Source organism: Pseudomonas sp. D4002 (assembly GCF_013385665.1).
Classification (GTDB): domain Bacteria; phylum Pseudomonadota; class Gammaproteobacteria; order Pseudomonadales; family Pseudomonadaceae; genus Aquipseudomonas.
On record NZ_JACAPN010000001.1, the window covers coordinates 15,399 to 41,113 of the forward strand.

Annotated in this window: 24 protein-coding genes; 5 read left to right on the plus strand and 19 right to left on the minus strand. The window is 61.8% G+C overall.

The window, feature by feature from the left end:
* Positions 1–5 precede the first annotated feature (5 nt).
* From HX824_RS00065 to HX824_RS00120, 12 genes are all read right to left on the minus strand, one after another.
* Complete coding sequence (locus HX824_RS00065) at positions 6–632, minus strand: bifunctional 2-polyprenyl-6-hydroxyphenol methylase/3-demethylubiquinol 3-O-methyltransferase UbiG (RefSeq protein WP_008435824.1); 627 nt, start codon at positions 630–632, stop codon at positions 6–8.
* Positions 633–671: 39 nt separating this feature from the next.
* Positions 672–1,316 carry a methionine ABC transporter permease gene (locus HX824_RS00070; protein WP_003211840.1) on the minus strand — a complete coding sequence of 215 codons (645 nt, stop codon included), beginning with the start codon at positions 1,314–1,316 and terminating at the stop codon, positions 672–674.
* Positions 1,306–2,424, minus strand: a complete 1,119-nt coding sequence (locus tag HX824_RS00075; RefSeq protein WP_003211842.1) for a methionine ABC transporter ATP-binding protein — start codon at positions 2,422–2,424, stop codon at positions 1,306–1,308. Before HX824_RS00075 ends, HX824_RS00070 begins: the two co-directional genes overlap by 11 nt.
* Complete coding sequence (locus HX824_RS00080; protein ID WP_003211844.1) at positions 2,421–3,236, minus strand: MetQ/NlpA family ABC transporter substrate-binding protein; 816 nt, start codon at positions 3,234–3,236, stop codon at positions 2,421–2,423. Before HX824_RS00080 ends, HX824_RS00075 begins: the two co-directional genes overlap by 4 nt.
* A 143-nt stretch (positions 3,237–3,379) precedes the next feature.
* Positions 3,380–4,732, minus strand: a complete 1,353-nt coding sequence (locus tag HX824_RS00085) for an LLM class flavin-dependent oxidoreductase (protein ID WP_177053984.1) — start codon at positions 4,730–4,732, stop codon at positions 3,380–3,382.
* Positions 4,732–5,925 carry an SfnB family sulfur acquisition oxidoreductase gene (locus HX824_RS00090; protein WP_177053985.1) on the minus strand — a complete coding sequence of 398 codons (1,194 nt, stop codon included), beginning with the start codon at positions 5,923–5,925 and terminating at the stop codon, positions 4,732–4,734. The genes HX824_RS00085 and HX824_RS00090 overlap by 1 nt, the downstream gene beginning before the upstream one ends.
* Before the next feature lie 25 nt (positions 5,926–5,950).
* Entirely contained in the window at positions 5,951–7,192 is a 1,242-nt protein-coding gene (locus tag HX824_RS00095; protein ID WP_008435817.1) for an SfnB family sulfur acquisition oxidoreductase, read from the minus strand.
* A 184-nt stretch (positions 7,193–7,376) separates the two neighbouring features.
* Positions 7,377–8,162 carry a hypothetical protein gene (locus tag HX824_RS00100; protein ID WP_003211852.1) on the minus strand — a complete coding sequence of 262 codons (786 nt, stop codon included), beginning with the start codon at positions 8,160–8,162 and terminating at the stop codon, positions 7,377–7,379.
* Between the two features lie 337 nt (positions 8,163–8,499).
* Positions 8,500–9,246: an L-cystine ABC transporter ATP-binding protein TcyN gene (gene tcyN / locus HX824_RS00105; RefSeq protein WP_134325540.1), complete on the minus strand. Its 747-nt coding sequence runs from the start codon at positions 9,244–9,246 to the stop codon at positions 8,500–8,502.
* Positions 9,247–9,249: 3 nt separating this feature from the next.
* Positions 9,250–9,915 carry a cystine ABC transporter permease gene (tcyL, locus tag HX824_RS00110; RefSeq protein WP_003211857.1) on the minus strand — a complete coding sequence of 222 codons (666 nt, stop codon included), beginning with the start codon at positions 9,913–9,915 and terminating at the stop codon, positions 9,250–9,252.
* A complete protein-coding gene (gene tcyJ / locus HX824_RS00115) occupies positions 9,915–10,709 on the minus strand; it encodes a cystine ABC transporter substrate-binding protein (RefSeq protein WP_003211859.1) in 795 nt (264 codons plus the stop codon). The genes tcyL and tcyJ overlap by 1 nt, the downstream gene beginning before the upstream one ends.
* A 231-nt stretch (positions 10,710–10,940) precedes the next feature.
* A complete protein-coding gene (locus HX824_RS00120; protein WP_008435811.1) occupies positions 10,941–11,933 on the minus strand; it encodes a D-cysteine desulfhydrase in 993 nt (330 codons plus the stop codon).
* Between the two features lie 166 nt (positions 11,934–12,099).
* Here HX824_RS00120 and epsC point away from each other — a divergent pair, with 166 nt between their 5' ends.
* Both epsC and betT read left to right on the plus strand, forming a co-directional pair.
* Positions 12,100–13,026 carry a serine O-acetyltransferase EpsC gene (epsC, locus tag HX824_RS00125; protein ID WP_003211862.1) on the plus strand — a complete coding sequence of 309 codons (927 nt, stop codon included), beginning with the start codon at positions 12,100–12,102 and terminating at the stop codon, positions 13,024–13,026.
* A 449-nt stretch (positions 13,027–13,475) separates the two neighbouring features.
* Complete coding sequence (gene betT, locus HX824_RS00130; RefSeq protein ID WP_003211865.1) at positions 13,476–15,437, plus strand: choline transporter BetT; 1,962 nt, start codon at positions 13,476–13,478, stop codon at positions 15,435–15,437.
* A 3-nt stretch (positions 15,438–15,440) separates the two neighbouring features.
* Here the strand turns inward: betT and HX824_RS00135 are convergent, their stop codons facing one another.
* Both HX824_RS00135 and HX824_RS00140 read right to left on the minus strand, forming a co-directional pair.
* Positions 15,441–15,689 (minus strand): hypothetical protein, encoded by a 249-nt coding sequence (locus HX824_RS00135; RefSeq protein ID WP_003211868.1) that lies wholly within the window; start codon positions 15,687–15,689, stop codon positions 15,441–15,443.
* A 177-nt stretch (positions 15,690–15,866) separates the two neighbouring features.
* A complete protein-coding gene (locus HX824_RS00140; RefSeq protein WP_003211871.1) occupies positions 15,867–16,598 on the minus strand; it encodes an SDR family oxidoreductase in 732 nt (243 codons plus the stop codon).
* A gap of 119 nt (positions 16,599–16,717) precedes the next feature.
* On the opposite strand from HX824_RS00140, the gene HX824_RS00145 reads away from it, so the two are divergent.
* The 3 genes from HX824_RS00145 to mgrA all read left to right on the plus strand — a co-directional run bounded on the left by HX824_RS00145 (position 16,718) and on the right by mgrA (position 20,245).
* Entirely contained in the window at positions 16,718–17,608 is an 891-nt protein-coding gene (locus HX824_RS00145; protein WP_087692729.1) for a LysR family transcriptional regulator, read from the plus strand.
* A 161-nt stretch (positions 17,609–17,769) separates the two neighbouring features.
* Complete coding sequence (locus HX824_RS00150) at positions 17,770–19,098, plus strand: OprD family outer membrane porin (RefSeq protein WP_080673292.1); 1,329 nt, start codon at positions 17,770–17,772, stop codon at positions 19,096–19,098.
* 109 nt (positions 19,099–19,207) lie between these two features.
* Positions 19,208–20,245 carry an L-glyceraldehyde 3-phosphate reductase gene (mgrA, locus tag HX824_RS00155; RefSeq protein ID WP_177053986.1) on the plus strand — a complete coding sequence of 346 codons (1,038 nt, stop codon included), beginning with the start codon at positions 19,208–19,210 and terminating at the stop codon, positions 20,243–20,245.
* A gap of 147 nt (positions 20,246–20,392) precedes the next feature.
* Here the strand turns inward: mgrA and tauD are convergent, their stop codons facing one another.
* The 5 genes from tauD to gshA form a co-directional block, all read right to left on the minus strand.
* Positions 20,393–21,229, minus strand: coding sequence for a taurine dioxygenase (tauD, locus tag HX824_RS00160; protein WP_003213162.1), 837 nt, complete (start codon positions 21,227–21,229; stop codon positions 20,393–20,395).
* A gap of 21 nt (positions 21,230–21,250) precedes the next feature.
* Positions 21,251–22,087: a taurine ABC transporter permease TauC gene (gene tauC, locus HX824_RS00165; RefSeq protein ID WP_003213163.1), complete on the minus strand. Its 837-nt coding sequence runs from the start codon at positions 22,085–22,087 to the stop codon at positions 21,251–21,253.
* Positions 22,084–22,863 carry a taurine ABC transporter ATP-binding subunit gene (gene tauB / locus HX824_RS00170; protein ID WP_023659332.1) on the minus strand — a complete coding sequence of 260 codons (780 nt, stop codon included), beginning with the start codon at positions 22,861–22,863 and terminating at the stop codon, positions 22,084–22,086. Before tauB ends, tauC begins: the two co-directional genes overlap by 4 nt.
* An 18-nt stretch (positions 22,864–22,881) precedes the next feature.
* Positions 22,882–23,859 carry a taurine ABC transporter substrate-binding protein gene (gene tauA, locus HX824_RS00175; RefSeq protein WP_003213167.1) on the minus strand — a complete coding sequence of 326 codons (978 nt, stop codon included), beginning with the start codon at positions 23,857–23,859 and terminating at the stop codon, positions 22,882–22,884.
* Between the two features lie 246 nt (positions 23,860–24,105).
* Complete coding sequence (gshA, locus tag HX824_RS00180) at positions 24,106–25,689, minus strand: glutamate--cysteine ligase (RefSeq protein ID WP_008435798.1); 1,584 nt, start codon at positions 25,687–25,689, stop codon at positions 24,106–24,108.
* Between the last annotated feature and the right edge of the window lie 26 nt (positions 25,690–25,715).

Here is a 25,715-nt window from a genome sequence, read left to right on the forward strand (position 1 = left end):
AAGACCTACAGCTTGCGCCACACACTCGCCAGCCACGGCTGTTGTTCCCGAGGCAATCCCGCTGGCCGGTAGTAATGCTCCAACTCCATAAACCCCGCAGCCGTCAGCAATTCCTGCCACGCCTGCAAGTCGTGATACGAGCCATACCGCGGCCCATTCCAGCCCTCCTGGTTTTCACCTCGAGGGTTTGAGCTGAACAACACTCCACCGACCTTCAACGCCCCATGCAACTGCCCAAGAATGCGCGGCAGTTCCTGCTTGGGAATATGAAACAGCACCGCATTGGCGAAGATCCCGTCGAAACGGCCGGCCGGCAAATCCAGCTTCAGGAAGTCCTGTTGCAGCACTTCACAGCCGCTGTCTTCCCGGGCCATCTGTGCAAAGCGCTCCGAACCATCGAGCCCCACCGCGATGTGGCCCATGCGGGTAAACGTCTGCAAATCCCGCCCCGGCCCGCAGCCGAAATCCAGCACGGTAAACGGTGCGTCGCCCTGGATATGCCGCAGCAACGCATCAATGTTCTGGCTCACATCGTGATCGCGGGTGCCTTCACGAAAATCCTCGGCCACTTTGTTGTAGTGGCCAAGGGTGGTGGAGGTGATCTGGTCGAGGTCGTCGGGGGCGAGTTTCATGGCAGGTTATACCGGGCGCTGAGATGGCCCGACTATACCTCACCTCTTGTTCAGAACCCTGGCCAACCGATCGCCGCCCAACTGAATCACGGCTACCAGGATCACCAGCAGCACAATCACGGTGAGCATGATCTGCGTGTCAAAACGCTGATAGCCATAGCGATAGGCAATATCCCCCAGCCCACCGGCGCCAATTGCGCCGGCCATGGCCGAGGAGTTGATCATCGTCACCAGGGTAATCGTGAACCCGCCGACAATCCCCGGCAGCGCCTCCGGCAGCAGCACATGCCAGACGATATGCCAGCGCCGGCAACCCATGGCTTGCGCCGCTTCGATCAATCCGTGATCGACTTCGCGCAAGCTGACTTCGGCGATCCGCGCAAAGAACGGCGTGGCCGCGATGGTCAACGGCACCACCGCCGCCCACACGCCATAGGTGGTGCCGACGATCAACCGGGTGAACGGAATCAGCGCCACCATCAAAATCAAAAACGGGATCGAGCGGAACAGGTTAACGAACGCCCCCAGCACCCGATTCAAGGCAGGCGCCTGATAGATGCCGCCCTTGTCGCTGGTCACCAGAAACACCGCCAGCGGAATCCCCACCAGCAATGCAATCAACGACGACACTCCGACCATCAACAGTGTGTCGATGGCGCCCTGCAATAAACGATCAAACCACATAGCCCAGCACCTCCACCTGTTGTGCCCAGCGCCCGGCGCGGCTGCGCAGTTCTTCGGCGGTCAGGGACGAGCCGCTCACCGCCAGCAGCAATTGCCCCAAGGCGTGGCCCTGGATGCGTTCCACACCGCCTTGCAGCAAGCGCACGCGCCCGCCGAGGGCGCTGAACAACGCAGCAAGATCGGGTTCGTCTTCGGCACTGCCAGTCAGTTGCAAGCGCAGCACCACGGCGGCGTCCTTTGAGGTCGGATTGGCCTGCAGGCGGCTTTGCAACTCTTCAGGCAGGCCATGTTGCAGCGGCGCCAGCAGGGTTTTACTGACCTCATGCTGCGGGTTGCCGAACACTTCCCACACCGGACCTTGCTCGACCACATGGCCGTGTTCCAGCACCACCACGCGGTCGCAGATTTCGCGAATCACGGCCATTTCGTGGGTGATCAGCACGATGGTCAAGCCCAGGCGTTTGTTGATCTCCCGCAGCAGACCGAGGATGGATTGCGTGGTCTCAGGGTCGAGCGCTGAAGTGGCTTCGTCGCACAACAGAATCTGTGGGTCATGCACCAGTGAGCGGGCGATGCCCACCCGCTGTTTCTGCCCGCCGGACAGCTGGGCCGGGTAAGCCTTGTGCTTATCCTGCAAACCGACCAATTCCAGCAGTTCACGCACCTTCTTCTCGCGCTGCTCCTTGGGCACGCCTGCGACTTTCAACGGCAGTTCGACGTTCTGCCACACAGTCTTGGCCGACATCAGGTTGAAGTGCTGGAAGATCATGCCGATGCGTCGGCGCAGGGCGACCAGGCGGTCTTCGTCGAAGTCGCCGATGTCCACCTGGTCAATCAATACCCGGCCGCTGCTCGGTTGTTCCAGGCGGTTGATGGTGCGGATCAGCGACGACTTGCCGGCGCCGCTGCGGCCGATGATGCCGAAGACTTCGCCGCGCTGGATCGCCAGGTCGATGCCTTGCAGGGCGGGCACGGATTGGCCGTCATAGGTCTTGCCCAGGTTGATAAAGCGCACGTGCGCGCGGTTCAGGTCCGGGTGCAGTTCTGTCTGCTCGGCGTCCCTGGGCGGCAAGCCCAGGTCGCGCAGTTGAGAGTGGGCGGCGGTCATTTTTTATCTTCCCAGCCGACTTGGTAGAGCTTGCCAAGGGATTTATCCAACGCGGCGCGCACCACCGGCGAGTGCTGGTAGATGTCGACGAACTTGATCACCCGCGGGTCGGTTTTGCTCTTGGGCTGGACCACGAACTGGATCACGTATTCCGGGTGGTCGAGGCCGTCGAACAGCAGCGCCGACTCGGCATCGAAGGTCTTGGACAGGCGGATATACGCCGGGTAGCCCTGCACCAGGTCGGCGTCGTCATAAGCGCGCACCAGTTGCACGGCTTCGACTTGCAGGATCTTGATCTTCTTCGGGTTGGTGACGATGTCTTCTTCAGTGGCCTTGTAGCCCACGCCCGGCTTGAGCGTGATCAAGCCGGCCTTGGCCAGCAGTTGCAGGCCGCGACCACTGTTGATCGGGTCGTTGGCAATCGCCACGCTGGCGCCCTGGGGCAGGTCGTTGATGCTCTTGTACTTCTTCGAATACAGGCCGACGTTGTTGATGATGCCCGGCGCGTACGGCACCAGGTCAAAGCCGGCGGCGGCCTTGGCGTTTTCCAAAAACGGGATGTGCTGGAAGTAGTTCACGTCGATATCGCCGGCTGCCAGGCTGACGTTGGGTGCGATCCAGTCGGTGAATTCCACCAGTTCGACTTTCAAACCCTGTTTGCCGGCCTCTTCGACGGCGGCTTCCAGGGGAATGGCGAAGGCGGCGGTGGTGCCGACTTTCAACGGTGCGTCAGCGGCGAATACCGCCGAGCTGAACAATCCGAGGGCGAGCGCCAGTGCTTTGACTGGGTGGCTGAGCAGTGTTTTTTTCATAGTGGATTTCCAGTCATAAGGTATGAGTGCAAACAACTCGGTCAACTGTGGGAGCGGGCTTGCTCGCGAAAGCGGTGTGTCAGTGAATGCATCCGGCGACTGATACAGCGCTTTCGCGAGCAAGCCCGCTCCCACATTTTGGTTCAGTGGCGGTAGGTGGAGCCGGTGTGTTGTTCAGGTAAGTGCGCCGAGTGGTGGAAGACTTTCTCCCGCAACGTCCCGGTCTCATACGCGGTCTTGTACGAGCCCCGGCGCTGCAGCTCCGGCACCACCAGTTCGATGAAGTCGACGTAGCTTTCCGGGGTGACGATGCGCGTCAGGTTGAAGCCATCCAGGCCGGTTTCGCTGATCCATGATTCAAGTTCATCCGCCACCTGTGCCGGCGAACCCACCAGGGTGATGTAGCGCCCGCCAAGAGCGTGTTGCTCAAGCAACTTGCGCCGGGTCCAGTCATTGTTTTGCAGGTTCTTGGTCGCGGACTGGATGGCGTTGCTCTTCACGTACTGGATCGGTTCGTCGATTTCGTACTGTGAAAAATCGATCGCCGTGGATGCCGAGAAATGCGCCACGCCGGCTTCCGCACTGGCGTAGCTCAGGTACTCGGCGTGCTTGGCCCACGCAGCTTCTTCGGTGGCGCCGACAATCACGTTCAGGCCCATGAACACCTTGATATCGTCCGGGTTGCGCCCGGCTTCCACGGCGCTGGCGCGCACCTTGTCCACCTGGATCTTGGTCGAGGCCTTGTTCTGCCCGCTGATGAACACGCACTCGGCGTGGCGCCCGGCAAACAGCAGTCCACGGTCGGAGCTGCCCGCCTGGAACAGCACCGGCGTGCGTTGCGGCGACGGCTCGCACAGGTGATAACCCTCCACCTGATAGAACTCGCCCTTGTGCTCGACCTTGTGCACCTTCTCCGGCTGGGCATACACCCGCGCCTGCGGATCGTTGATCACCGCGTCGTTTTCCCAGCTGCCTTCCCAGAGTTTGTAGAGCACTTCCAGGTATTCGTCGGCCTGGTCGTAGCGCCGGTCGTGCTCGATCTGCTCGGTGAGGCCCATGGCCTTGGCGGCGCTGTCGAGGTAGCCGGTGACGATGTTCCAGCCCACCCGGCCACGGCTCAGGTGGTCGAGGGTCGACATGCGCCGGGCGAACAGATACGGCGGTTCGTAGGTGAGGTTGGCGGTCAGGCCGAAGCCAAGGTTTTTGGTCACCGCCGCCATGGCCGAGACCAGCAGCAACGGGTCGTTGACCGGCAGCTGGATCGCCTCCTTGAGCGGCACGTCCACCGAGTTCTGGTAGACGTCATACACGCCGACGATGTCGGCGATGAACAGCCCGTCGAACAGTCCGCGTTCCAGCAACTGCGCCAGTTCGGTCCAGTACTCGATGGTTTTGTACTGGGTCGAGTTGTCCCGTGGATGGGTCCACAGGCCGTGGTTGATGTGCCCGATGCAGTTCATGTTGAAGGCATTGAGCAGGATCTTTTTCTTCGCCATCAGATAGTCCCCCGCAGTGGCGGGTTTTCATCGTTGAGGTAGTAATTGCCCACAGCAAAGTACTTCCAGCGCACCGGGTCGTGCAGGGTGTGCACCCGGGCGTTGCGCCAGTGGCGGTCCAGGCCGTGTTCGGCGAGGGTCGCCTGGCTGCCGGCGAGTTCGAACAGGGTGCTGCCGGCCGCCAGGGAAATCTCGGTGCTGAGGGCGCGCACTTCGGCGACCGCGATGGATGCGGCCGCGACGGTGTCGGCATTGCTGTCGGCCTGGGCGCGGTCGAGGAATTCGCCTGAGCGTTCCAGCAGGGCTTCGGTGGCGTGCAGGCGGATGCTCAAGTGGCCGAAGCTTTTCAGGGTCAGCGGATCTTCGGTGGCCTTGTCGCTGGTGGCATCGATCCACGGCCGGGTCTTGGTGCGCACGAAGTGCAGGGCATCTTCATAGGCTGCGCGGGCAATGCCGGTGTCGATGGCGGCGTGAAGGATCTGCGCCAGCGGGCCGACAGTGGTCGGGCGCTCGAAGGCACTCTGGAACGGGATCACGTCCTGGGCCGCGACCCACACGTTATCGAACACCACCGAACCGCTGCCAGTGGTGCGCTGGCCGAAGCCGCTCCAGTCGTCGATCACACTCAGGCCCTCGCTGTCACGGGTGACAAAGGCCAGTTGCTGCACACCGTTTTCGTCCACCACGGACGTGGGAATACGTTGGGCGTAGATCGCGCCGGTCGAGTAGAACTTGCGGCCGGTGATACGGAAACCGTCACCGTCGCGGGTGATCTTGGTGATGCGGTCGTGGGCGGTCCTGGTGCCCAGTTCTGCCAGGGCATTGCCGAAGCGCTGGCCGGCGAGCACTTCGGCGTACAGGCGTTTTTGCTGCGCCGGGCTGCCGTTCACCCGCAGCACTTCGAGGGCATAAAAATGGTTTTGCGGGATCTGCCCCAGGGACGCATCCGCCTGGGCAATCAGTGCCGTGACCTTGGCCAGGGTGACGTTGGAAACGCCGGCACCACCGAACTCCTTGGGTACGCTGATGCCCCACAGGCCGGAGCGGGAAAACACGTCCAGCTCAGGCAAGGGCAGGCGGCGTTCACGGTCACGCAAGGCGCTGTCGCGGCGGAAGTCTTCGGCCAGGTCGCTGGCGACAATGAGGGCTTGTTCATCGCTGGTAATAACCGCGACGTGATGAGAAAGGGTCATGCGTATTCTCCAGAGGTCTGGTCGGTTAAATCCAGGAATGTCGGGCAGGCAAAGTGCCGTTGAGGTGGTAAGCGCCCACCGCGTGGTACTTCCAGCGGACCGGGTCGTGCAGGGTGTGCACCCGGGCGTTGCGCCAGTGGCGGTCGAGGTTGAATTCGGCGAGGGTCGCGCGGCTGCCGGCCAGCTCGAACAGCTTTTCGCTGGCGAGCAGGGAAATCTCGGTGGTCAGCACCTTGGCTTCGGCCACGGCAATCGAGGCGCGTGCGGCGGACTGCGCGGTGATCGGCGCGGCGCTGACTTGGTCCAGTACCTGGCCGGCCTTGCGCAGCAGGGCTTCAGCGGCGTGCAGTTCGATCTTCAGCTTGCCGATATCGGCGATCACATACAGGTCATCGCTGGCCCGTTCGACCTTGGCGTCGATCCATGGCCGCGAGCGTTCGCGTACAAAGCTGATGGTGTCGTCGATCGCGCCACGGGCGATGCCGGCGTCGATGGCCGCCTGGATCAATTGCGAGACTGCACCCTGGATGCCCGGTGTTTCGCCGAGTCGCCAGGTTTCCACCACCAGTTCGGCGTCCACCGCCACTTGATCCAGCAGCACTGTGCCGCTGGCGGTGGTGCGTTGGCCAAAGCCGGACCAGTCATCGACGATGCGCAGGCCTTCGGTGCCACGGCGCACGAACGCCATGACGACTTTGCCGTCATCGTTCAAGGCCTTGACCGCCACCCAATGGGCGAACAGCGCGCCAGTGGAGTAGAACTTCTGGCCACTGACGACGTAGCCGTCACCTTCGGCGGTGATGCGTGACTTGAGGTCCAGGGTGTTTTTGGTACCGCGTTCCGGGCCGCCGTTGCCGATGCGCCAGCCGTCCAGCACGCTCTGGAACAGCTGCTTTTTCTGGCGCTCGCTGGCCGCACCTTGCAGCACGTGCAGGATGCCGAAATGGTTCTGCGGGATTTGCCCCAGCGCCGGGTCGGCCGCGCTGATGATCGCGAACACCTCGGCCAGGGTCACGAAGGACACCTGCGGGCCGCCGTACTCACGGGGAATGGAAATACTGCCCAGGCCGCTGCGGGTGAAGTGTTCGATTTCAGCCCAGGGCAGTTTGCGTTGCTGATCGCGCCTGGCCGCTTGCAGGCGCGCGGCCTGTGCCAGCTCGTGGGCGGCGCTCAGGGCCTCGGCGTCGTTGCGCAGCACTTTGGCGGGCAACAACAGCGGGGCAACGTCCAGATCACTCTGGGGGGGTGTTTGTGCCAAGTTAGACATCAGCGCCGCTCCTTGGCTGCACGCAATGCCCTGGCGTTACGCACCGGGGTAATTTTGACCATACCTACCTCACATCCGTTGAAAAGATAAAAAAATCAGGAATGTCCGGTGGTCCGGTGCATATACCCTAAGCGTGTTAAATTTTTTAATAAACTAACTTTTAGGAATATGCATAGAAGGTCTGTCACCCCGGTTCACAGGGCGAGCCGGGGCGACGGGGTTGGTAGGCCAGCGGGGCCCTGGCGGGGCTGGTCGGGGCCTGGGGAGCGAGCGCGGCGATGCGCAGGATGCGGGCTGGCGCCCAGCTTGAATTGTTGCCGACCCGGTCGAGAATGCAGTAGGTCACTTCGAGGCGATGGTCGTCCCCGGCCTCGACAATGATGGCCGACGGCACCCACACCTGCACCGCCTTGCCCACATCGCCAGCCTGGATGCTCGGCAGGTCCAGGCGCACGTCACCCCAGCGCAGGGTGATCTCGTCATCGGTCGCCATGTTCAGGTACGGCTCGATGGTCAGGGGCACGCCACGGCGGATCTGGCTGCTGTTGACGCCATGGCGACGGATGGTCTCGGGTAGGCTGACGGCGGCCAGGTTCTGGTTTTCATCAAGGCTCAGTGCCGAGGGCATGCCGCCGGGGTAGTCGGTCTTGACCTGCACCCGGGTGATGGCCGAGCGTGCCGGGCCGTGGCCGACCTGCATGACCCGGTAATGAATCCGTGCCGGGCCATTTTGCACAAAGCTCTCCGGCACTCGCAGGCTGGTGGGCATGCCGATCTTGCCGGCGGTGATGCGCCGGGAGGCGGCAAAGCAGTTGTTCCAGAACAACTCGATCAGGTCGCCCTCGTCCATGCCGCAGTAAGGCGCGATATCGACCTGCAGGTTTGTCGCAGCGAGGGCATTGATGCCTTCTCGATGGGCCTGGGGCAAGGTCGGGGCAGTGAGCAGCGCCTGGGTGGAAATACGCTTCATAAATAATCTCCTTGGTGCAGCCAGCAGCAATCGTTCCGGACATCAGGCGCGGGCAGGCGACGTAGTCCGAAAGAAACGATTTAATAAAAAACCAGAATGGATCCAATCCTCTTGGCGTTAGATAAGAGGCTTGGTTAGTTGGCGTCAAGAGGCTGGGCGGGGCAAACAGGGGGTTATGGAATATTCAGAAGGGTCTTACTGGGAGGGCGCTGCAAGTGCGTGCTTCAGGGTGACTTTTACCCAATGAATAAAGGGTGTTTCCCCAAAAACACTAAAGAGGCGAGTTGCCTTTCGGCAACTCTATAAAGCGAAGCTTCTTACAATGAATCGGCGCAAGTTAGTTGTTGATGAACTTGCTGAGAAACTGCCGGGTACGTTCTTCTTTCGGGTTGGCAAACAGCGCCTTGGCTTCGCCTTGTTCAACAATGACGCCCTTGTCGAAGAAGATCACCCGGTTGGCCACATCCCGGGCGAAACTCATTTCGTGGGTCACGATGACCATGGTGCGGTTTTCTTCCGCGAGGCTGCGAATGGTCGCCAGCACTTCGCCTACCAGCTCCGGGTCCAGGGCCGAAGTCGGCTCATCGAACAGGATCACCTCCGGCTCCATCGCCAGGGCCCGGGCAATGGCCACCCGTTGCTGCTGCCCACCGGAGAGGCGGCGTGGGTAGGCGTCTTCCTTGCCTGCCAGGCCGACCCGGGCCAATAGCTTGCGGCCCAGGGCATCTGCGGCGGCCCGGGGCATCTTCTTGACCACGATCGGGCCTTCGATGACGTTCTCCAGGGCCGTGCGGTGCGGGAACAGGTTGAAGTTCTGGAACACAAAACCCACGTGCTGGCGCAGGCGCCGCACCAGGCTTTGCTGTTGGTTGAGCGGGCGGCTGCTGTCGATCTCGATGTCACCGACCTTGATTCGGCCACTGGTGGGTTCTTCGAGGAAATTCAGGCAGCGCAGCAAGGTGGTCTTGCCGGAACCGCTGGGGCCGATGATGGCGACGACTTCGCCTTCCTTGACCTCAAGGTCGATCCCGTTAAGCACCACCTGACCCTTGAATTGTTTGGTCAGTTTTTCAACCACGATCATGCTTCAAGACTCCAGGTCATGCCGGTTGACTCGTGCTTCCAGGCGGTTTTGCACGTGCGCCAGGACGCTGGCAAGAATCCAGTAGATCAAGGCGGCGGACAGATACATGGTGAAAATTTCGAAGGTACGGGCCGAGACCAATTGCGCCTGGCGGAACAGCTCCGGCACCTGGATGGTGGCGGCCAGGGCAGTGTCCTTGACCAGGGAAATAAAGCTGTTGCCCAGCGGCGGCAAGGCCGTGCGCATGGCCTGCGGCAGGATGGCCCGGCGCAGGGTCTGCGCACGGGTCATGCCGATACTGGCCGCAGCTTCCCACTGGCCGCGCTCGATGGAACCGATGGCGGCACGCAGGATTTCACAGGCGTAAGCAGCCATGTTCAGCGAAAAGCCGATCATGGCCGCCGGGATCGGATCCAGCTCGATGCCCACTTGCGGCAAGCCGTAGTAGATCAGGAACAGCTGTACCAGCAAGGGCGTGCCGCGAAAGAACGACACGTAGACGCGGGCGGTCCAGCTCAACAGCTTGAAGCGCGAGAGGCGCATCAAGGCCAGGCCGAAGCCCAGCAGCAAGCCGAAAAACATCCCGCCGAGGCTAAGGATGACCGTGAAGTACGCGCCCTTGAGCAGAAAGGGCGCGGAGTCCAGCGCGAGTTGGAAACCTGCTTCCATTATTGAGTAACGTCAGCGTTGAAGTACTTCTCGGACAGCTTCTTCAAGGTACCGTCGGCGCGCAGTTCGTCCAGAGCCTTGTTCACCGCGGCCAGCAGTTCAGGCTCGCCTTTGCGCAGGGCAATACCGGCTTCCTGACGGGAGAACGCAGCACCTGCAGCGGCGGTGTCCTTGGCTTTCTTGGCGTATTCCAGCGCGGCGAGGCGGTCGATCAGGATGGCGTCGACACGGCCGATGCGCAGGTCCTGGAACTTGGTTGGGTCATCGTTGTAGGTTTTGACGATGGCTTTCGGTTGGTTTTCCTTGAGCCATTGTTCGTAGTTGGTGCCCAGGCCCACACCGATTTTCTTGCCGGCCAGGTCGTCGGCGGTCTTGATGGTGTCGACGTTCTTCGCCAGGGTCAGCGCCTGGATCCCGGAGACGGTGTAAGGCTTGGAGAAGTCATACTTTTCCTTGCGCGCATCGGAGATGGTCACCTGGTTGACGACCGCGTCCAGGCGCTTGGATTCCAGGGCGGCGAGGATGCCATCCCACGGCGTGGCTTGCAGCTTGACCTTGACGCCCAGCTTCTTGGCCAGCGCTTCGGACAACTCGACCTCGAAACCGCTGAGCTTGCCGCTTTCATCGACGAAGCTGAACGGCGGGTAGGTGCCTTCCAGGCCAATCTTGATTTCGCCGGCTTTCTTGATGTTGTCCAACTGCTCGCCGGCAACTGCCTGACCGAGCCACCCGGCGCCAAGCGCCAGCCCCAATGTGCCAACCAGTAACGTGCGACGGAATACGGAAATAGTCATGAAGAGCCCCTGTGTTTTTTATGTTGAGCGATGCAGGTGACGCGGTAGTCGTATCCTGCCTTAAAAGCGCGGTGTGTGGGAGCCGGGCTTGCCCGCGATTGCATCAACTCGGTGTTTTGGATCTGCCCAGTCATGCGTATCGCCATCAAGCTCGCCTACGGCGCGACTATAAAGCCGGTTTTTAAGACTTGAAAATAATATAAAATCAGATTGATATTTCTTTATGGAATATCAAAAGCTCGAATCATAAGCAAACAACGCCGGTGCGCCACCCGTGTGCAGGAAGATGATCGGCCCCTCTTCAAAGCGCTGGCGTCCAATGCCATCCAGCAACCCGGCCATGGCCTTGCCCGTGTAGACCGGGTCCAGCAGCAGGCCTTCCTGGCTGGCCACCAGCTTGATCGCCGCCAGCGTGCCGGCACTCGGCTCGCCATAACGGGGGGCGAAGTACTCGTCCCACAGGATCACCTTGAACGCGTCCGGCAGCGGCACGCCGAGCAATTCGGCGGTACGTTCGGCCAGGCCCTGCACCTTGGGGCGCTGGGCTTCGTCGGTACGGGACACCGTTATGCCAATCACTTGCAGCTCGGGCAGTACTTCGGCCAGCGCCAGGGCCAGGCCGCTGTGGGTGCCGGCGCTGCCGGAGGCCAGGACCACGGTGGAGAACGGGATGCCGCTGTCTTCAATCTGCCCGGCCAGCTCCAGCCCGGCGCGCACGTAACCCAGGGCGCCGAGGGCGTTGGAGCCGCCGATGGGCACCAGGTACGGTTTCTTGCCGTTGCTGCGCAGGCGGTCGGCGAGGGCATTGAGCTGGTCGTCCACGTTGTCCAGGTTCTCCACCAACTCGACCTTGGCGTCGAACAGCTCCAGCAACAGGCGGTTGCCGTTGGCCAGGTAGTTGGGGTCTTCGGTGCCCGTCGGGTTTTCCAGCAGGGCAACGCAGCCCAGGCCCAGCTTGGCGGCCAGCGCAGCGGTCTGGCGTACATGGTTGGACTGGATCGCGCCGGCGGTCACCAGGGTGTCGGCACCCTGGGCCAGCGCATCGGCGGCGAGGTATTCGAGTTTGCGCAGCTTGTTGCCGCCCATCGCCAGCGGCGTGGTGTCGTCGCGTTTGACGTAGACGTCACGCCCCAGCCAGGCCGACAGCCGCTCGAGTTTTTCCAGGGCGGTGGCGCCGCCCAGCAGTTCCAGACGGTTAAAGCGGTCGAGCTGTTGTTTGATCATGGCTACGCACGGGTGGTCAGAGATGCTGGGACTATAGGCAGGCACTTTTGCGTCGGCAACCGCCAATCGCTTATGTCGACGGGTTATTAGCATTGCACTATTGGTTCTTAAGGACGCTCAGGTTCCTTGCCGTAAAGTGATGGGCATTTCGTCAGGAGTGAAGACCGTGAGTGAGCGTTCCAGTCATTGGCAATTACAGACCATCGTCAGCCAGCTGCGCAGCGCCCGGGACCAGTGGCGCACCCGCAACGGCCGGGTCAGCGGCGAGCAGGGCGGGCGCGAGCTGCCTTCACGGGAAGCCGTGGCGCAGATTCTCGAGGCGTTGTGTGGTGCGCTGTTCCCCATGCGTCTGGGGCCGGTGGACCTGCGTGAAGAAAGTGAAGACTTCTACGTCGGCCACACCCTGGATGTGGCGCTGAATGCATTGCTCGCCCAGGCGCGCCTGGAGCTGCGGTATGCCGCGCGGCAAGGTGGCCAGGATGACAGTGAAGTCGACGCCCATGCCATCCACCTGATCCAGGATTTCGCCCTGGCGTTGCCAGGCTTGCGCAGCCTGTTGGACACCGACGTGCTCGCCGCCTACCACGGCGACCCGGCGGCGCGCAGCGTGGACGAAGTGCTGTTGTGCTACCCGGGGATTTTGGCGGTGATTCACCATCGCCTGGCGCACCACTTGTATCGGGCAGGCTTGCCGTTGCTGGCGCGCATCAGCGCGGAAATCGCGCATTCGGCGACCGGGATTGATATTCACCCGGGCGCGCAGATCGGCCCGAGCTTCTTTATCGACCACGGTACGGGTGTGGTGATTGGCGAGACGGCGATCATCGGCGAGCGGGTACGGATCTACCAGGCCGTGACATTGGGCGCCAAGCGTTTCCCGGCGGATGAGGATGGGCAATTGCAGAAAGGCCATCCGCGGCATCCGATTGTCGAGGATGACGTGGTGATCTATGCCGGGGCGACGATCCTGGGGCGGATTACCATCGGCAAGGGCTCGACCATTGGCGGCAATGTGTGGCTGACGCGCAGTGTGCCGGCGGGGGCGAACCTGACCCAGGCGAATCTGCAGCATGATGATGGGACGCAGAAATAGAGCAGCGCCCTCTCTAACGATCACACAGATCCAATGTTGGAGCGGGCTTGCTCGCGAATGCGGTGTATCAGTCGCCAGAAGTGTTGGCTGACACGCCGCATTCGCGAGCAAGCCCGCTCCCACATTTTGTCTGCATTCCAAATTTGAGCCGCACTACTCAAATTCGAGCCGTATTTCACTCAGCAATCGCTGAACGTTTCGTCATCCCCATACGTCATACCTTTCCTTGAGCTAGTGTAGGAAACACCTACCACTCGGCCCTGCGATTAGTCCTCAAACCCCTATCCATGTTTAACTTGACTGTTCGTTCAAGTTAAATCGGTGGTTCGCTGCCCGCTCACAACAGGAGGCTTACCTTTGCTGAGTCCGTTTTTTACAGCCACATCCCATACCCTTGAGGTGCGCCCTACATGAGTGCATCGTCCACACCTTCCAGCGGTCTGGTCCGCATGAACCCGCCGGTGTTTTACTTCGCCGCGAGCTTCATCCTGCTGTTCGGCCTGACCGTCATCGCGATTCCCGAACAAGCCGGCGCCTGGCTGCTGGCCGCACAAAACTGGGCGGCCAACACGGTCGGCTGGTACTACATGCTGGCGATGACCCTGTATCTGGTCTTCGTGGTGGTCACCGCGTTATCGGGCTACGGCAAGATCAAACTCGGTGCCGACCACGACGAGCCCGAATTCAGTTACCTGTCCTGGGCCGGCATGTTGTTCGCCGCCGGGATCAGCATCACGCTGTTTTTCTTCTGCGTGTCCGAACCCCTGACTCACCTGGTGCAACCGCCCCAGGGCGAGGCCCTGAACGGTGACGCGGCGCGCCAGGCCATGCAGATCCTGTTTCTGCACTGGGGCCTGCATGGCTGGGGCGTGTTCGCCTTCGTCGGCATGGCCCTGGCGTACTTCGCCTACCGGCATAACCTGCCGCTGGCGTTGCGCTCGGCGCTGTACCCGCTGATCGGCAAGCGCATCAACGGCCCCATCGGTTATGCGGTGGACGGCTTCGGCATCATCGCCACGGTGTTCGGCCTCGGCGCCGACATGGGCTTTGGCGTGTTGCACCTCAACTCCGGGCTCGATTACCTGTTCGGCGTGGCCCACACCCAGTGGATCCAGGTCGGCCTCATCACCTTGATGATGGGCGCGGCGATCCTGGTGGCGGTCTCCGGTGTCGATAAAGGCGTGCGGGTGATGTCCGACATCAACATGCTGCTGGCCTGTGCGCTGCTGCTGTTCGTGTTGTTCGCCGGCCCTACCCAACACTTGCTCAACACCCTGATCCAGAACATCGGCGACTACCTCGGCGCCTTGCCGACCAAGAGTTTCGACCTCTACGCCTACGACAAACCGAGCGACTGGCTGGGCGGCTGGACCGTGTTTTATTGGGCCTGGTGGATCGCATGGTCGCCGTTCGTAGGCCTGTTTATCGCGCGCATTTCCCGCGGTCGTACCATCCGTGAATTTGTGTTCGGCGTGCTGTTGATCCCGCTGGGCTTCACCCTGGCGTGGATGTCGATCTTCGGCAACAGCGCCATCGACCAGGTGCTCAACCACGGCCTTACGGCGCTGGGACAGTCGGCCATTGATGACCCGTCGATGAGCCTCTACCTGCTGCTGGAAACCTACCCGTGGAGCAAGACGGTGATCGCGGTCACGGTGTTTATCAGCTTCGTGTTCTTCGTCACCTCGGCCGACTCCGGCACGGTGGTGCTCTCGACCTTGTCGGCCAAAGGCGGTAACGCCGATGAAGACGGGCCGAAGTGGCTGCGGGTGTTCTGGGGCGCGATGACCGCGTTGGTGACCAGCGCGCTGCTGTTTGCCGGCAGCATCGACTCGCTCAAGTCGGCCGTGGTCCTGACCTCGCTGCCGTTCTCGATGATCCTGCTGCTGATGATGTGGGGGCTGCACAAGGCGTTCTACCTTGAGTCGCAGAAGCAGATTGCGCAGATGCATTCCCTCGCGCCGGTATCGGGCTCACGCAAGGGCACGGGCGGTTGGCGCCAGCGCCTGAGCCAGGCGGTGCATTTCCCGTCACGGGATGAGGTGTACCGTTTCCTCGAGACCACGGTGCGTCCGGCCATCGAAGAAGTGACGGCGGTATTTGTCGAAAAAGGCCTCAACGTGGTCACCCAGCCTGACCCGGCCAATGACAGCGTCAGCCTGGAGATCGGCCACGGCGAGCAGCACCCGTTTGTGTATCAGGTGCAGATGCGCGGCTATTTCACCCCGTCATTCGCACGGGGCGGCATGGGTTCCAAGCAGCTCAACAACCGCCGCTACTACCGGGCGGAAGTGCACTTGAGCGAGGGCAGTCAGGACTACGATCTGGTGGGCTACACCAAGGAGCAGATCATCAACGACATCCTCGACCAGTACGAACGGCACATGCAGTTCCTGCACCTGGTTCGTTAAGGCTCAGGCCCTGATAAACAGGGCCAGTGCCACCAACGGCGCACCGAATACCCCGCTGCCGATCACCAGCTCCGAGACCAGGGGCTGGCCGGCAGTGACCACACCTACCGCGCCGTTCACCACCGACACCACCAGCCAGATCCCGACAAAGCTGTAGGCCAGAATGTGCCGGCTGACGCCCAGCTTTTGGCCGATGAACAGCATCAGCGCGAGGAGGATCAGGCCGGCGGTGATGACGAGGGCGGTGTGCATATCTGAAGTCTCCTGATACCCGCTGATTTTCCGTGAACAGCAAACCTGTGGCGAGGGAGCTTGCTCCCGCTGGGCTGCACAGCGGCCCCAAAAAAGATGGGAGCGCTGCGCACTCCAGCGGGAGCAAGCTCCCTCGCCACAATATCAGTGCGTCGTAGAGTGAGTGCTGCGTGGCCTTCAGACCAAACCACCATTGGCCCGCAGGATTTGCCCGTTCACCCAACCACCGGCCGGGCTCACCAGGAACGCCACCACGCGGGCGATATCTTCCGGTTGGCCCAGGCGTTCCAGGGGTGCCATCTTGGCCAGGCCCTGGATCTGCTCTTCGCTTTTGCCATGCAGGAACAGTTCGGTCGCCACCGGCCCCGGGGCAACGGCGTTGACGGTGATGCGCCGGCCGCGCATTTCCTTGGCGAACACCTGGGTCAGGGATTCCACCGCCGCCTTGCTGGCGATGTACACCGCATAACCGGGGAAGTTGAGGCCGACGGTGCTGCTGGAGAAATTGACGATGCGCCCGCCGTCGTTCAGGCGGGTGGCGGCTTCACGCAGGGCGTTGAAGGTGCCGCGGGTATGGATGTCGAAGTTCTGGTTGTAGAGCTCATCGCTGTGTTGGGCCAGCGGCAGCACCTTGAGGATCCCGGCGTTGTTGACCAGCACATCAACCTTGCCCAGCTGGGCTTCGGTCTCGTCGAACAGGCGCTTGACGTCGGCGGCGCTGGCCACGTCGCCCTGGATCGCTATGGCTTGGTGGCCGGCCTGGCGCAACTCCACTACCAGCCTTGACGCTTCGGTGGCGCTGTTGGCGTAGTTGATGGCGACGGCATAACCGTCGGCAGCCAGTTGTCTGGCAACCACGGCGCCGATGCCGCGTGAGGCGCCGGTAACGATAGCAACTTGGGTAGTCATGATCAGGTTTCCTTGGGGCAGTGGTTGGGTGTGGAAGCAGATTCACATGTTTACCCAGGCCGATAAATGCGCCAGAGTTGCCTTGACTGTTCAAGAATCGCCAACAATGGAGACGCGCCGTGGACCAGGTCAAAGCGATGAAAGTGTTCGTGAGGATTTACGAACGCAGCAGCTTCACGCTGGCGGCCGATGACCTGAACCTGCCGCGCGCCACCCTGACCCACACCCTTAACCAGTTCGAGGCCTGGCTCGGCACGCGCCTGCTGGAACGCAGCACCCGCCGCGTCCGCCCGACCCTCGATGGCGAGGCCTATTACCTGCGCTGTGTGCAACTGCTGGCGGAGCTGGAAGAGGCGGAACTGGCCTTCCGTTCGGTGGCCCCCAAGGGCCGCCTGCGGGTGGATTTGCACGGCACCCTGGCCAAGTACTTCGTGATTCCGGCGCTGCCGCAATTCATGGCGCGCTACCCGGAAATCGAGCTGTCCATCAGCGAGGCGGACCGCTTCGTCGACCTGATCGCCGAAGGCGTGGATTGTGTGCTGCGGGCGGGCACCCTGGGGGATTCGGCATTGATCGGTCGCCGGGTTGCGACGCTGCGCCAGGTGACCTGCGCGAGCCCGGCCTACCTGCGCAAATACGGCGAGCCGAAGCGCCTCGCCGACCTGGGCGAGCACCGTGCGGTGAACTATGTTTCACGCACCACCGCGAAGCTGTTCCCCTTCGAATTCATGGTCGACGGCCAGGTGCAGGAAGTGACGATCGAGGGGGCACTGTCGGTGTTCGGCGCAGAGATTTATTCCGCCAGCGCAGTCGCCGGACTGGGCATTATCCAGTGCCCGCACTACCGCATCGCCGAGCTGATCAACCAGGGCGTGATGCAGGAAATCCTCATTGATACACCACCGCCGCCCATGCCGGTTTCGGTGCTCTACCCGCAAAACCGACACATGTCGCCGAGGGTGCGGGTGTTCGTCGATTGGCTCGCCGAAATCTTCGCCACTGCCCGCTAACCCGCGTCTTTACTGGGTTTCTTAAATTTAATTTCATCCGGGTAAAGGGTGTTTTGACTCCGAACTGTCACATGGCCATCGCCTAATTGTGTGAAGCGTTTGACGCTTTCATTTCAGAACAGTGACGGAGACCGGTACCAATGAAGACGTTATTAAGCCCCATGGTGGGTGCCGCCATGGCGAGCTTTATGCTGTCCGCCCACGCCGATTTTATCGATGACAGCCACGCCGACGTGACCCTGCTCAACCGCTACCTCAACCAGCAGGGGCGCGATGTGGTGAACAGCAATAACAAGGCCCACAGCATCCGTGATTGGGGCCAGGGTTTTGAGTTCAATTTCAAGTCCGGCTACACCGATGGGCCGGTGGGCTTTGGCCTGGACCTGCAGGCGTTCTACGGTTTGAAACTGGACTCCGGCGGCGACCTCAATGACAAGGATCACCAGGGCCGCTACCCCGGCAGCATGTTCCCGCTGGATAACGGCAAGTCGGCCGACCAGTTCGGCGTGCTCAGCCCGACCTTCAAGATGCGCTTCGCCCAGGATGAATTGCGCGTCGGTACGCTGTACGGCAACAACCCGGTGCTGGCCAACACCGACGGCCGCCTGTACCAGCAGACCAACACCGGCGTGCAGTTGGTTTCCAAGGACTTGACCGACTTCACCTTTACCGCCGGTGACATCCTCAAGACCAAGATCCGCAACGAAACCGGCGACCAGGGCATGATCACCGCCGGCGGCACCAAAGAGAGCGATCGCTTCCTCTACGGCGGTGCGGACTACAAAGGTTTGCCGGACACCACCGTCAGCCTGTGGTACTCCAACCTTGAGGATTACTACCAGCAGTTCTTCCTCGGTGCTAAGCGTCATGACGCCTTGCCTGTCGGCGCGATCGACACCGACGTGCGCCTGTACCGCAGCCTGGGTGTGGGTGAAAACGCCGCGGGCGACAAAGACTATTCCGCTGCGGGTCTCTACGGCGATGGCACCTCCAAGGGCCGCATCAACCAGTCCACCGTCAGCCTGTTGGAAAGCTACAGCCTGGACGGCCATACCGTCGGCCTGGGCATCCAGAAAAACAGCGGCGACAGCGACTTCCCGTACCTGGATTCCGGCCTGAACAGCGGTGCCAGCAACCAGGGCCCGGGCTCGGGCGCCGACACCCCGGCACTCACCAACATGCAACTGAACAAATTCCAGCATGCCGGCGAGCGCACCTGGCTGGCGCAGTACAAATATGACTTCGGCAAACTCGGCCTTAACGGCCTGACCTTCGCCACGTCCTACGCCCACGGTGATGACATCCGCACCACCCAAGGCACTACCAGTGAATGGGAACGTAACGTCACCGTGGCTTACCAGGTGCCCACCGGCACCCTCAAAGGCCTCGGCGTAACCTGGCGAAATGCCCACGCCAGCCCGGATATCACCGGTGCCACGGTGCAAGATGAAAACCGCTTCTATGTAAGCTACGTCGTTCCACTCTGGTAGGACTTTGCTGTAAAAGGGATAGGCAGACTTAAGCGATTCAGCTGCTTAAAAGGCCCGGGAATATGCTTATTCCCGGGCCTTATTTGCCCCAAGTCCAAGAGAGGATTCGATGACTTACATTGCTGCCGAAAACCGCTATGAATCTATTCCTTACCGCCGCGTAGGTCGCAGCGGACTGGTGCTGCCGGCACTGTCCCTGGGGCTGTGGCACAACTTTGGCGACAGCACCCCGATCGATACCCAGCGCGCCCTCCTGCGCACGGCGTTCGACCTGGGTATCAACCACTTCGACCTGGCCAACAACTACGGCCCTCCATACGGCAGCGCCGAGATCAACTTCGGTCGTTTGCTGCGGGAAGACTTCAAGCATTACCGCGACGAACTGATCATCTCCAGCAAGGCGGGCTGGGACATGTGGCCGGGCCCTTATGGCCAGGGCGGCGGTTCGCGCAAGTACGTCTTGGCGAGCCTCGACCAGAGCCTGCAACGCCTGGGCGTCGACTACGTGGACATCTTCTACTCCCACCGTTTTGATGCCGACACCCCGCTGGAAGAAACCGCCAGCGCACTGGCCACCGCCGTGCAACAGGGCAAGGCGTTGTACATCGGGATCTCGTCCTACTCCGGCGTGAAAACCCGGGAAATTGCGGCGCTGCTCCAGGAGTGGAAAGTCCCGCTGCTGATCCACCAGCCGGCCTACAACCTGCTCAACCGCTGGGTGGAAAAAGACCTGCTGGACGTCACCGAAGAACTCGGTGCCGGGGTGATCGCGTTCACGCCATTGGCCCAGGGCCTGCTGACCGACAAATACCTCGACGGCGTACCGGCGGATGCGCGGGTCAATCGTCCGGGGGGTGGTTCGTTGCAGGCCAAGCACTTGTCCGAGGCCAACATCGCCCACGCCCGCGCGCTGAATGAAATTGCCAAGCGCCGTGGCCAGAGCCTGGCGCAGATGGCGTTGGCGTGGACGTTGCGTGATCCACGGGTCACCAGCGCCCTGATCGGCGCGAGCCGGCCGGAGCAGATCATTGAAAACGTCGGTGCGTTGCAGAACCTGAGCTTCAGCGCGCAGGAGCTGGCGGAGATTGATCGGTTTGCCCAGGAAGGCGGGATTAACCTGTGGGAGAAGCCGTCTACGGCTGAATAAGCGGTAGAGCCCGATTCCGGCATCAACCTCTACCCAATGTGGGAGCGGGCTTGCTCGCGAAAGCGGAGTGTCAGTCACTGGATATGTCGACTGATTCACCGCTTTCGCGAGCAAGCCCGCTCCCACATTTGATTTGTGGTGTGCCTGCTAGAACGGCACATCTCCAAGAATCGTCGCCCGATGCATCACCCGCCGCTGCGGCCGGTAATCATCCACCGCGTAATGCTGGGTCACGCGGTTATCCCAGAACGCCACGTCATTTTCCTGCCAACGCCAGCGAATGGTGAATTCCGGCCGTGTTGCATGGGCAAACAGCAGCTTCAACACCACGTCGCTTTCCGCCGGCTCCAGTTCGTTGATCTTGCTGGTGAACCCCTCGCTGACGAACAGCGACTTACGCCCGCTCACCGGGTGCGTACGAATCACCGGGTGAGACAGCGGCGGGTTCTTGCGCCGGGCTTCTTCCCAGCGCGCCAAATCTTCCGGCGTGTTGCCGTAACGCTCCAGCGGGAAGGAGCGGGTGAAGTCATGGGTTGCCGTCAAACCGTCCAACAGCTTCTTGAACGGCTCGGACAACGCCTCATACGCGGCAATCCCGCTGGCCCACAACGTATCGCCACCAAACTCCGGCAGCAGCTTGGCGCTCAGTACCGCACCGAGGGCCGGGGTGGGCAGGAAGGTCACGTCGGTGTGCCAGATGGCGTTGTCGCGCACGTCGGTCACGGCGGTGTCGAGGATCAGCACTTCAGGCTGCTCCGGCACGTTGGGGTAGATCGGGTGAATGTGCAGGTCGCCGAAATTCGCCGCGAACCGCGCCTGTTGCTGCGGGTTGATCGGCTGGTTGCGGAAGAACAGCACCGAATGCTTGAGCAGCGCCTGTTCGATGGCGTCGCGGTCTTCAATGTTCAACGGTTGGGTGATGTCGACGCCACTGATCTGGGCGCCAAGGGCGGTGCTGAGAGGTGTTACGGTCAGGCTGCTCATGGGATTCTCGTCGAAAATTTTTCAGTGTGCCTGGCCATGCCACGGCACCAATTTGCGCTGCAGGGCACGCAAGCCCATTTCCATGGCGAAGGCGATCAGCGCGATCACCAGAATCCCCAGCACCACCACGTCGGTGACCAGGAATTGCGCGGCGGACTGCACCATGAAGCCCAGGCCGCTGGTGGCCGCGATCAATTCTGCGGCTACCAGGGTCGACCAACCCACGCCCAGGCCAATCCGCACGCCGGTGAGGATGTCGGGCAGGGCGCTCGGCAGGATCACATGGCGAATCAGTTGTGCCCGGGTAGCGCCCAACGACTGCGCGGCGCGCAGTTTGGCCGGGTCGACGGTACGTACGCCGGTGGCGGTCGCGATGGCGATCGGCGCAAAAATCGCCAGGTAGATCAGCAACACCTTGGACAGTTCGCCGATGCCGCACCAGATCACGATCAGCGGCAGGTAGGCCAGTGGTGGAATCGGCCGGTAGAACTCGATCAGCGGGTCGAGAATGCCCCGGGCGATGCGGTTGGAACCGATGGCAATCCCCACCGGCACGGCGGTCAGCACGGCAAAGCCGAGGCCCAGGCCGATGCGCTTGAGGCTCGCGCCCAGGTGCTGCCACAGGGTGGAATCCATGTAGCCGGTGGTCGCCAGCAGCCAGCCTTTTTGCAGCACGGCCGAAGGCGGTGGCAGGAACAGCGGCTCGATCAGCCCGCTGGCGGTCACGGCCCACCAGATGGCAACCAGGGTCACCAGGGTCAGCACGCTGATCCAGCGGGTGCTCAGGCTGCGGCGTACGGGCACGACGGGTTTGCTCGCCGGCTTGGTGGCCGTGGCCGGTAATTCGTAACTGCTCATGCGGACACCTGCCTTTGCGAGAACACCTTGCCCAGCACGTGTTCGCGGGTTTCGATAAAGCGCGGGTCGGACTTGATCGCGCGTGCCGACTCGCCGGCGGCGTAGCGCTGGCCGAAGTCCAGGCTCAGGCGCTCGACGATCTGGCCGGGGTTGGGCGCCAGCAGAATCAAATCCGTGGCGAGGAACACCGCTTCTTCGATGTCGTGGGTAATCAGGAATACCGGTTTGGCCGTGCGCCGCCAGACTTGCAGCAACAGCTCCTGCATCTGTTCGCGGGTGAAGGCATCAAGGGCGCCGAAGGGTTCGTCCATCAGCAGTACGCGGGGGTCGGCAGCCAATGCACGGGCCAGGCCGACACGTTGCTTCTGGCCACCGGAGAGTTGCCAGATACGACGGCTGTCGAAACCGGCGAGGTCCACCAGGGCGAGCATTTCCCGGGCGCGGATTTCCCGCTGGTCCTTGGGCACGCCTGCCAACTCCAGGCCGAAGCCGACGTTGGCCAGCACGTCCTGCCAGGGCAGCAGGGCGTCGTCCTGGAACACGACGCCGCGTTCGGCGCTCGGTCCTTTTACCGGCACACCGTCAAGGGTGATGCGCCCGGCGCTGGGTTCGACAAAGCCGGCAATCAGGTTCAACAGCGAAGTCTTGCCACTGCCGGAAGGGCCGAGGGCCACCAGTAATTGCTGGGGCCCAAGGCTCAGGGAAATATCTGCCAGTACTGGCTCCGGGCTGCCTGGGTACTGTGCGCTGATGCGCTCCAGTTGTAGCAAGGCCATCGCGGTTAACTCCTGGTATCAGTTAGTGATGAACTTCGGGCTGACGTACGGGGCGTAGTCCGGCAGTACGGCGTCGACCTTGCCTTGTTCCTTGAGGAACGCGGCGGTATCGGTGACAGCCTTGGTGGTCGGTGCGCCGAGCAGGGTGACCTGGTCAGCCGCCAGCGGGTAGACGTTGCCTTGCAGCAGCAGCGGAATGTCGCTGGCCTTGGCCCCGGAGAGCTTCACCAGTTTGTCGACGTTGCCTTTGTCAGCCAGCCAGGCTTGTGGGTCTTTGCGGTAAGCGGCATAGGCATCCAGGGTGACCTTGGCAAAAGCCGTGACGATTTCCGGGTGCTTCTCGGCGAAATCCTTACGCACGATCCAGGCATCGAAGGTCGGCGCGCCGAACTTGGCCAGTTCGCCGGAGGTGATCAGCACCTTGCCGTTTTCCTTGGCTACGCCAAGCGCTGGGTCCCACACGTAGGTGGCGTCGATATCACCACGTTTCCAGGCGGCGATGATGGCCGGCGGGGCGAGGTTGAGGATGGTCACTTTGGACGGGTCGATGTTCCAGTGCTTCAACGCGGCCAGCAGGCTGTAGTGGCCGGTGGAAACGAACGGCACGGCGACTTTCTTGCCGATCAGGTCCTGCGGGCTGTTGATCCCGGAACCGTTGCGGGCCACCAGGGCCTCGGCCCCGCCGATCTGGGTGGCGATCAGGAAGGTTTCCACCGGAACCTTGCGGGTCACGGCAGCGGTCAGCGGGCTGGAACCGAGGTAGCCGATCTGCACGTCACCGGAAGCGATGGCGGCGATGATGTCGGCACCGTTGTCGAATTTGCGCCAGTCGATCTTGGCGTTGGTGGCTTTTTCGTACGCGCCGTCGGCCTGAGCGACTTTCGCCGGGTCAACGGTGGTCTGGTAAGCGATGGTCACGTCGGCGGCCTGGGCAAACAGGCTGGCACCGGCCAGGGACAACGCCGCCAAGAGGCGAAGGGGGAAGTGCAGTTTCAAGGGGGAAGTCCTCATCAGGCGGCCGGAGGTCGGCGTGTGAGAAGACTAAATGATCTAAGAATCCGAAAATAAATAACATTTTCGAATTAGCTTATGAGGAGAAACTCGCGCGCCAGGCTAGAAGGCGCATAGGTCAAATGTGGGAGCGGGCTTGCTCGCGAAAGCGGTGAATCAGTCACCGAATACATCGACTGATACAACGCTTTCGCGAGCAAGCCCGCTCCCACAGGGGTCTGTGTCAGGCTTTTAGTTGCTGATGGCGAGGATGCTCGCCTGGTACGACCCGACAAACACGTCAAAATCGCCCACTTCGTTCTGCTCAAGCTCCGCCTGCTGCGCCAGCGAACTGCGCGCCAGCTCCTCAAAACGTGCCTGTTCCTCTGCCTTCAACGGCTCGCTGCGGAAGTACTCCGCATGCACCTGGCTCTGATGCAGCGAGAACTGCGCAAAGCTCTCTTTACGCTCGCTCATCGCCGCCAGCACCTGGGCCGACGGGGTCAGGGACGAATCCTTGACCTTCGCCAGCTGCGCGTCCAGCGCCTGGCTGTGTTCATTGATGCCCTGGCTCTGGTCCAGCATCGCCGCCAGCGGAGCAATCTGCTCCAGCAGCTCTGCCGCCCATTCCTTCATGTCCACCGATTCGCCACGGCGCTGCAATTGCAAGCCCGGACGGCGGCCTTCCTTGACCACGCTGAGGAAGTTGGAGGTGGCGTTGCCGCACTCATTGTCGGCGAACAGCGGGCTGTCATTCAGCGCGCAATACAGCAGGAACGCATCGAGGAAGCGCGACTCTTGCAAGTCGATGCCCATCGGCAGGAACGGGTTGATGTCCAGGCAACGCACTTCAATGTACTGGATGCCACGGGCCATCAGCGCCTGGATCGGCCGTTCGCCGGTGTAGGTCACGCGCTTGGGCCGGATGTTGGAGTAGTACTCGTTTTCGATCTGCAGGATGTTGGTGTTGAGCTGAACCCACTCACCGTCCTTATGGGTACCGACTTCGACGTACGGTGCGTAGGGTGTTGCCACAGCTTCGCGCAGGCTGTCGGTGTAGCTCGCCAGGTCGTTGTAGCACGGCGTCAGGCCGGCCTGGGCGTTGCTCTGGTAACCCAAGTCGCTCATGCGCAGGCTGGTGGCGTACGGCAGGTACAGGGTGTCGGCGTCCAGCACTTCGAGCTGGTGCGAACGACCGCGCAGGAAACCCGCGTCCAGGGCCGGCGAGGCGCCGAACAGGTACATCAGCAGCCAGCTGTAGCGGCGGAAGTTACGGATCAGCGCGATATAGGCCGTGGACTGGTAATCCCGGTCGGTGCCCACAAAGCCTTCGGCTTCCTTGAGCAACGGCCAGAGGTCTTCCGGCAGGGAAAAGTTGTAGTGGATCCCGGCGATGCACTGCATGGTCTTGCCGTACCGCAGGGCCAGGCCCTTGCGATACACGTACTTGAGCTGTCCGATGTTGGAGGTGCCGTAGTAGGCAATCGGAATATCTTCCTCGGCCGGCAACGGGCACGGCATCGATGGACTCCACAGGTACTCGCTGCCGAGCTTGCTGTAGGCAAAACGGTGGATCTTGTCGAGGCTGCTCAGGGTATCGGCCGGGTTGGGCAACGCCGGCGTGATGAACTCAAGCAGCGACTCGGAATAGTCGGTGGTGATCTGTTCGTGGGTCAGTGCAGCGCCCAGGGCCTCGGGATGCGGCGTTTGTGCCAGTCGGCCTTCACCGGTGACGCGCAGGCATTCGCGCTCGATGCCGTGCAGGCATTGCTCGAGCAAAGAGAGGTGTTCGTGCTTGCCGAGCAGGGCCAGGCGGCGGTTGAGAAGTTCGCTCAAGTTGGATTCCTTCACGCGTCAGTCGC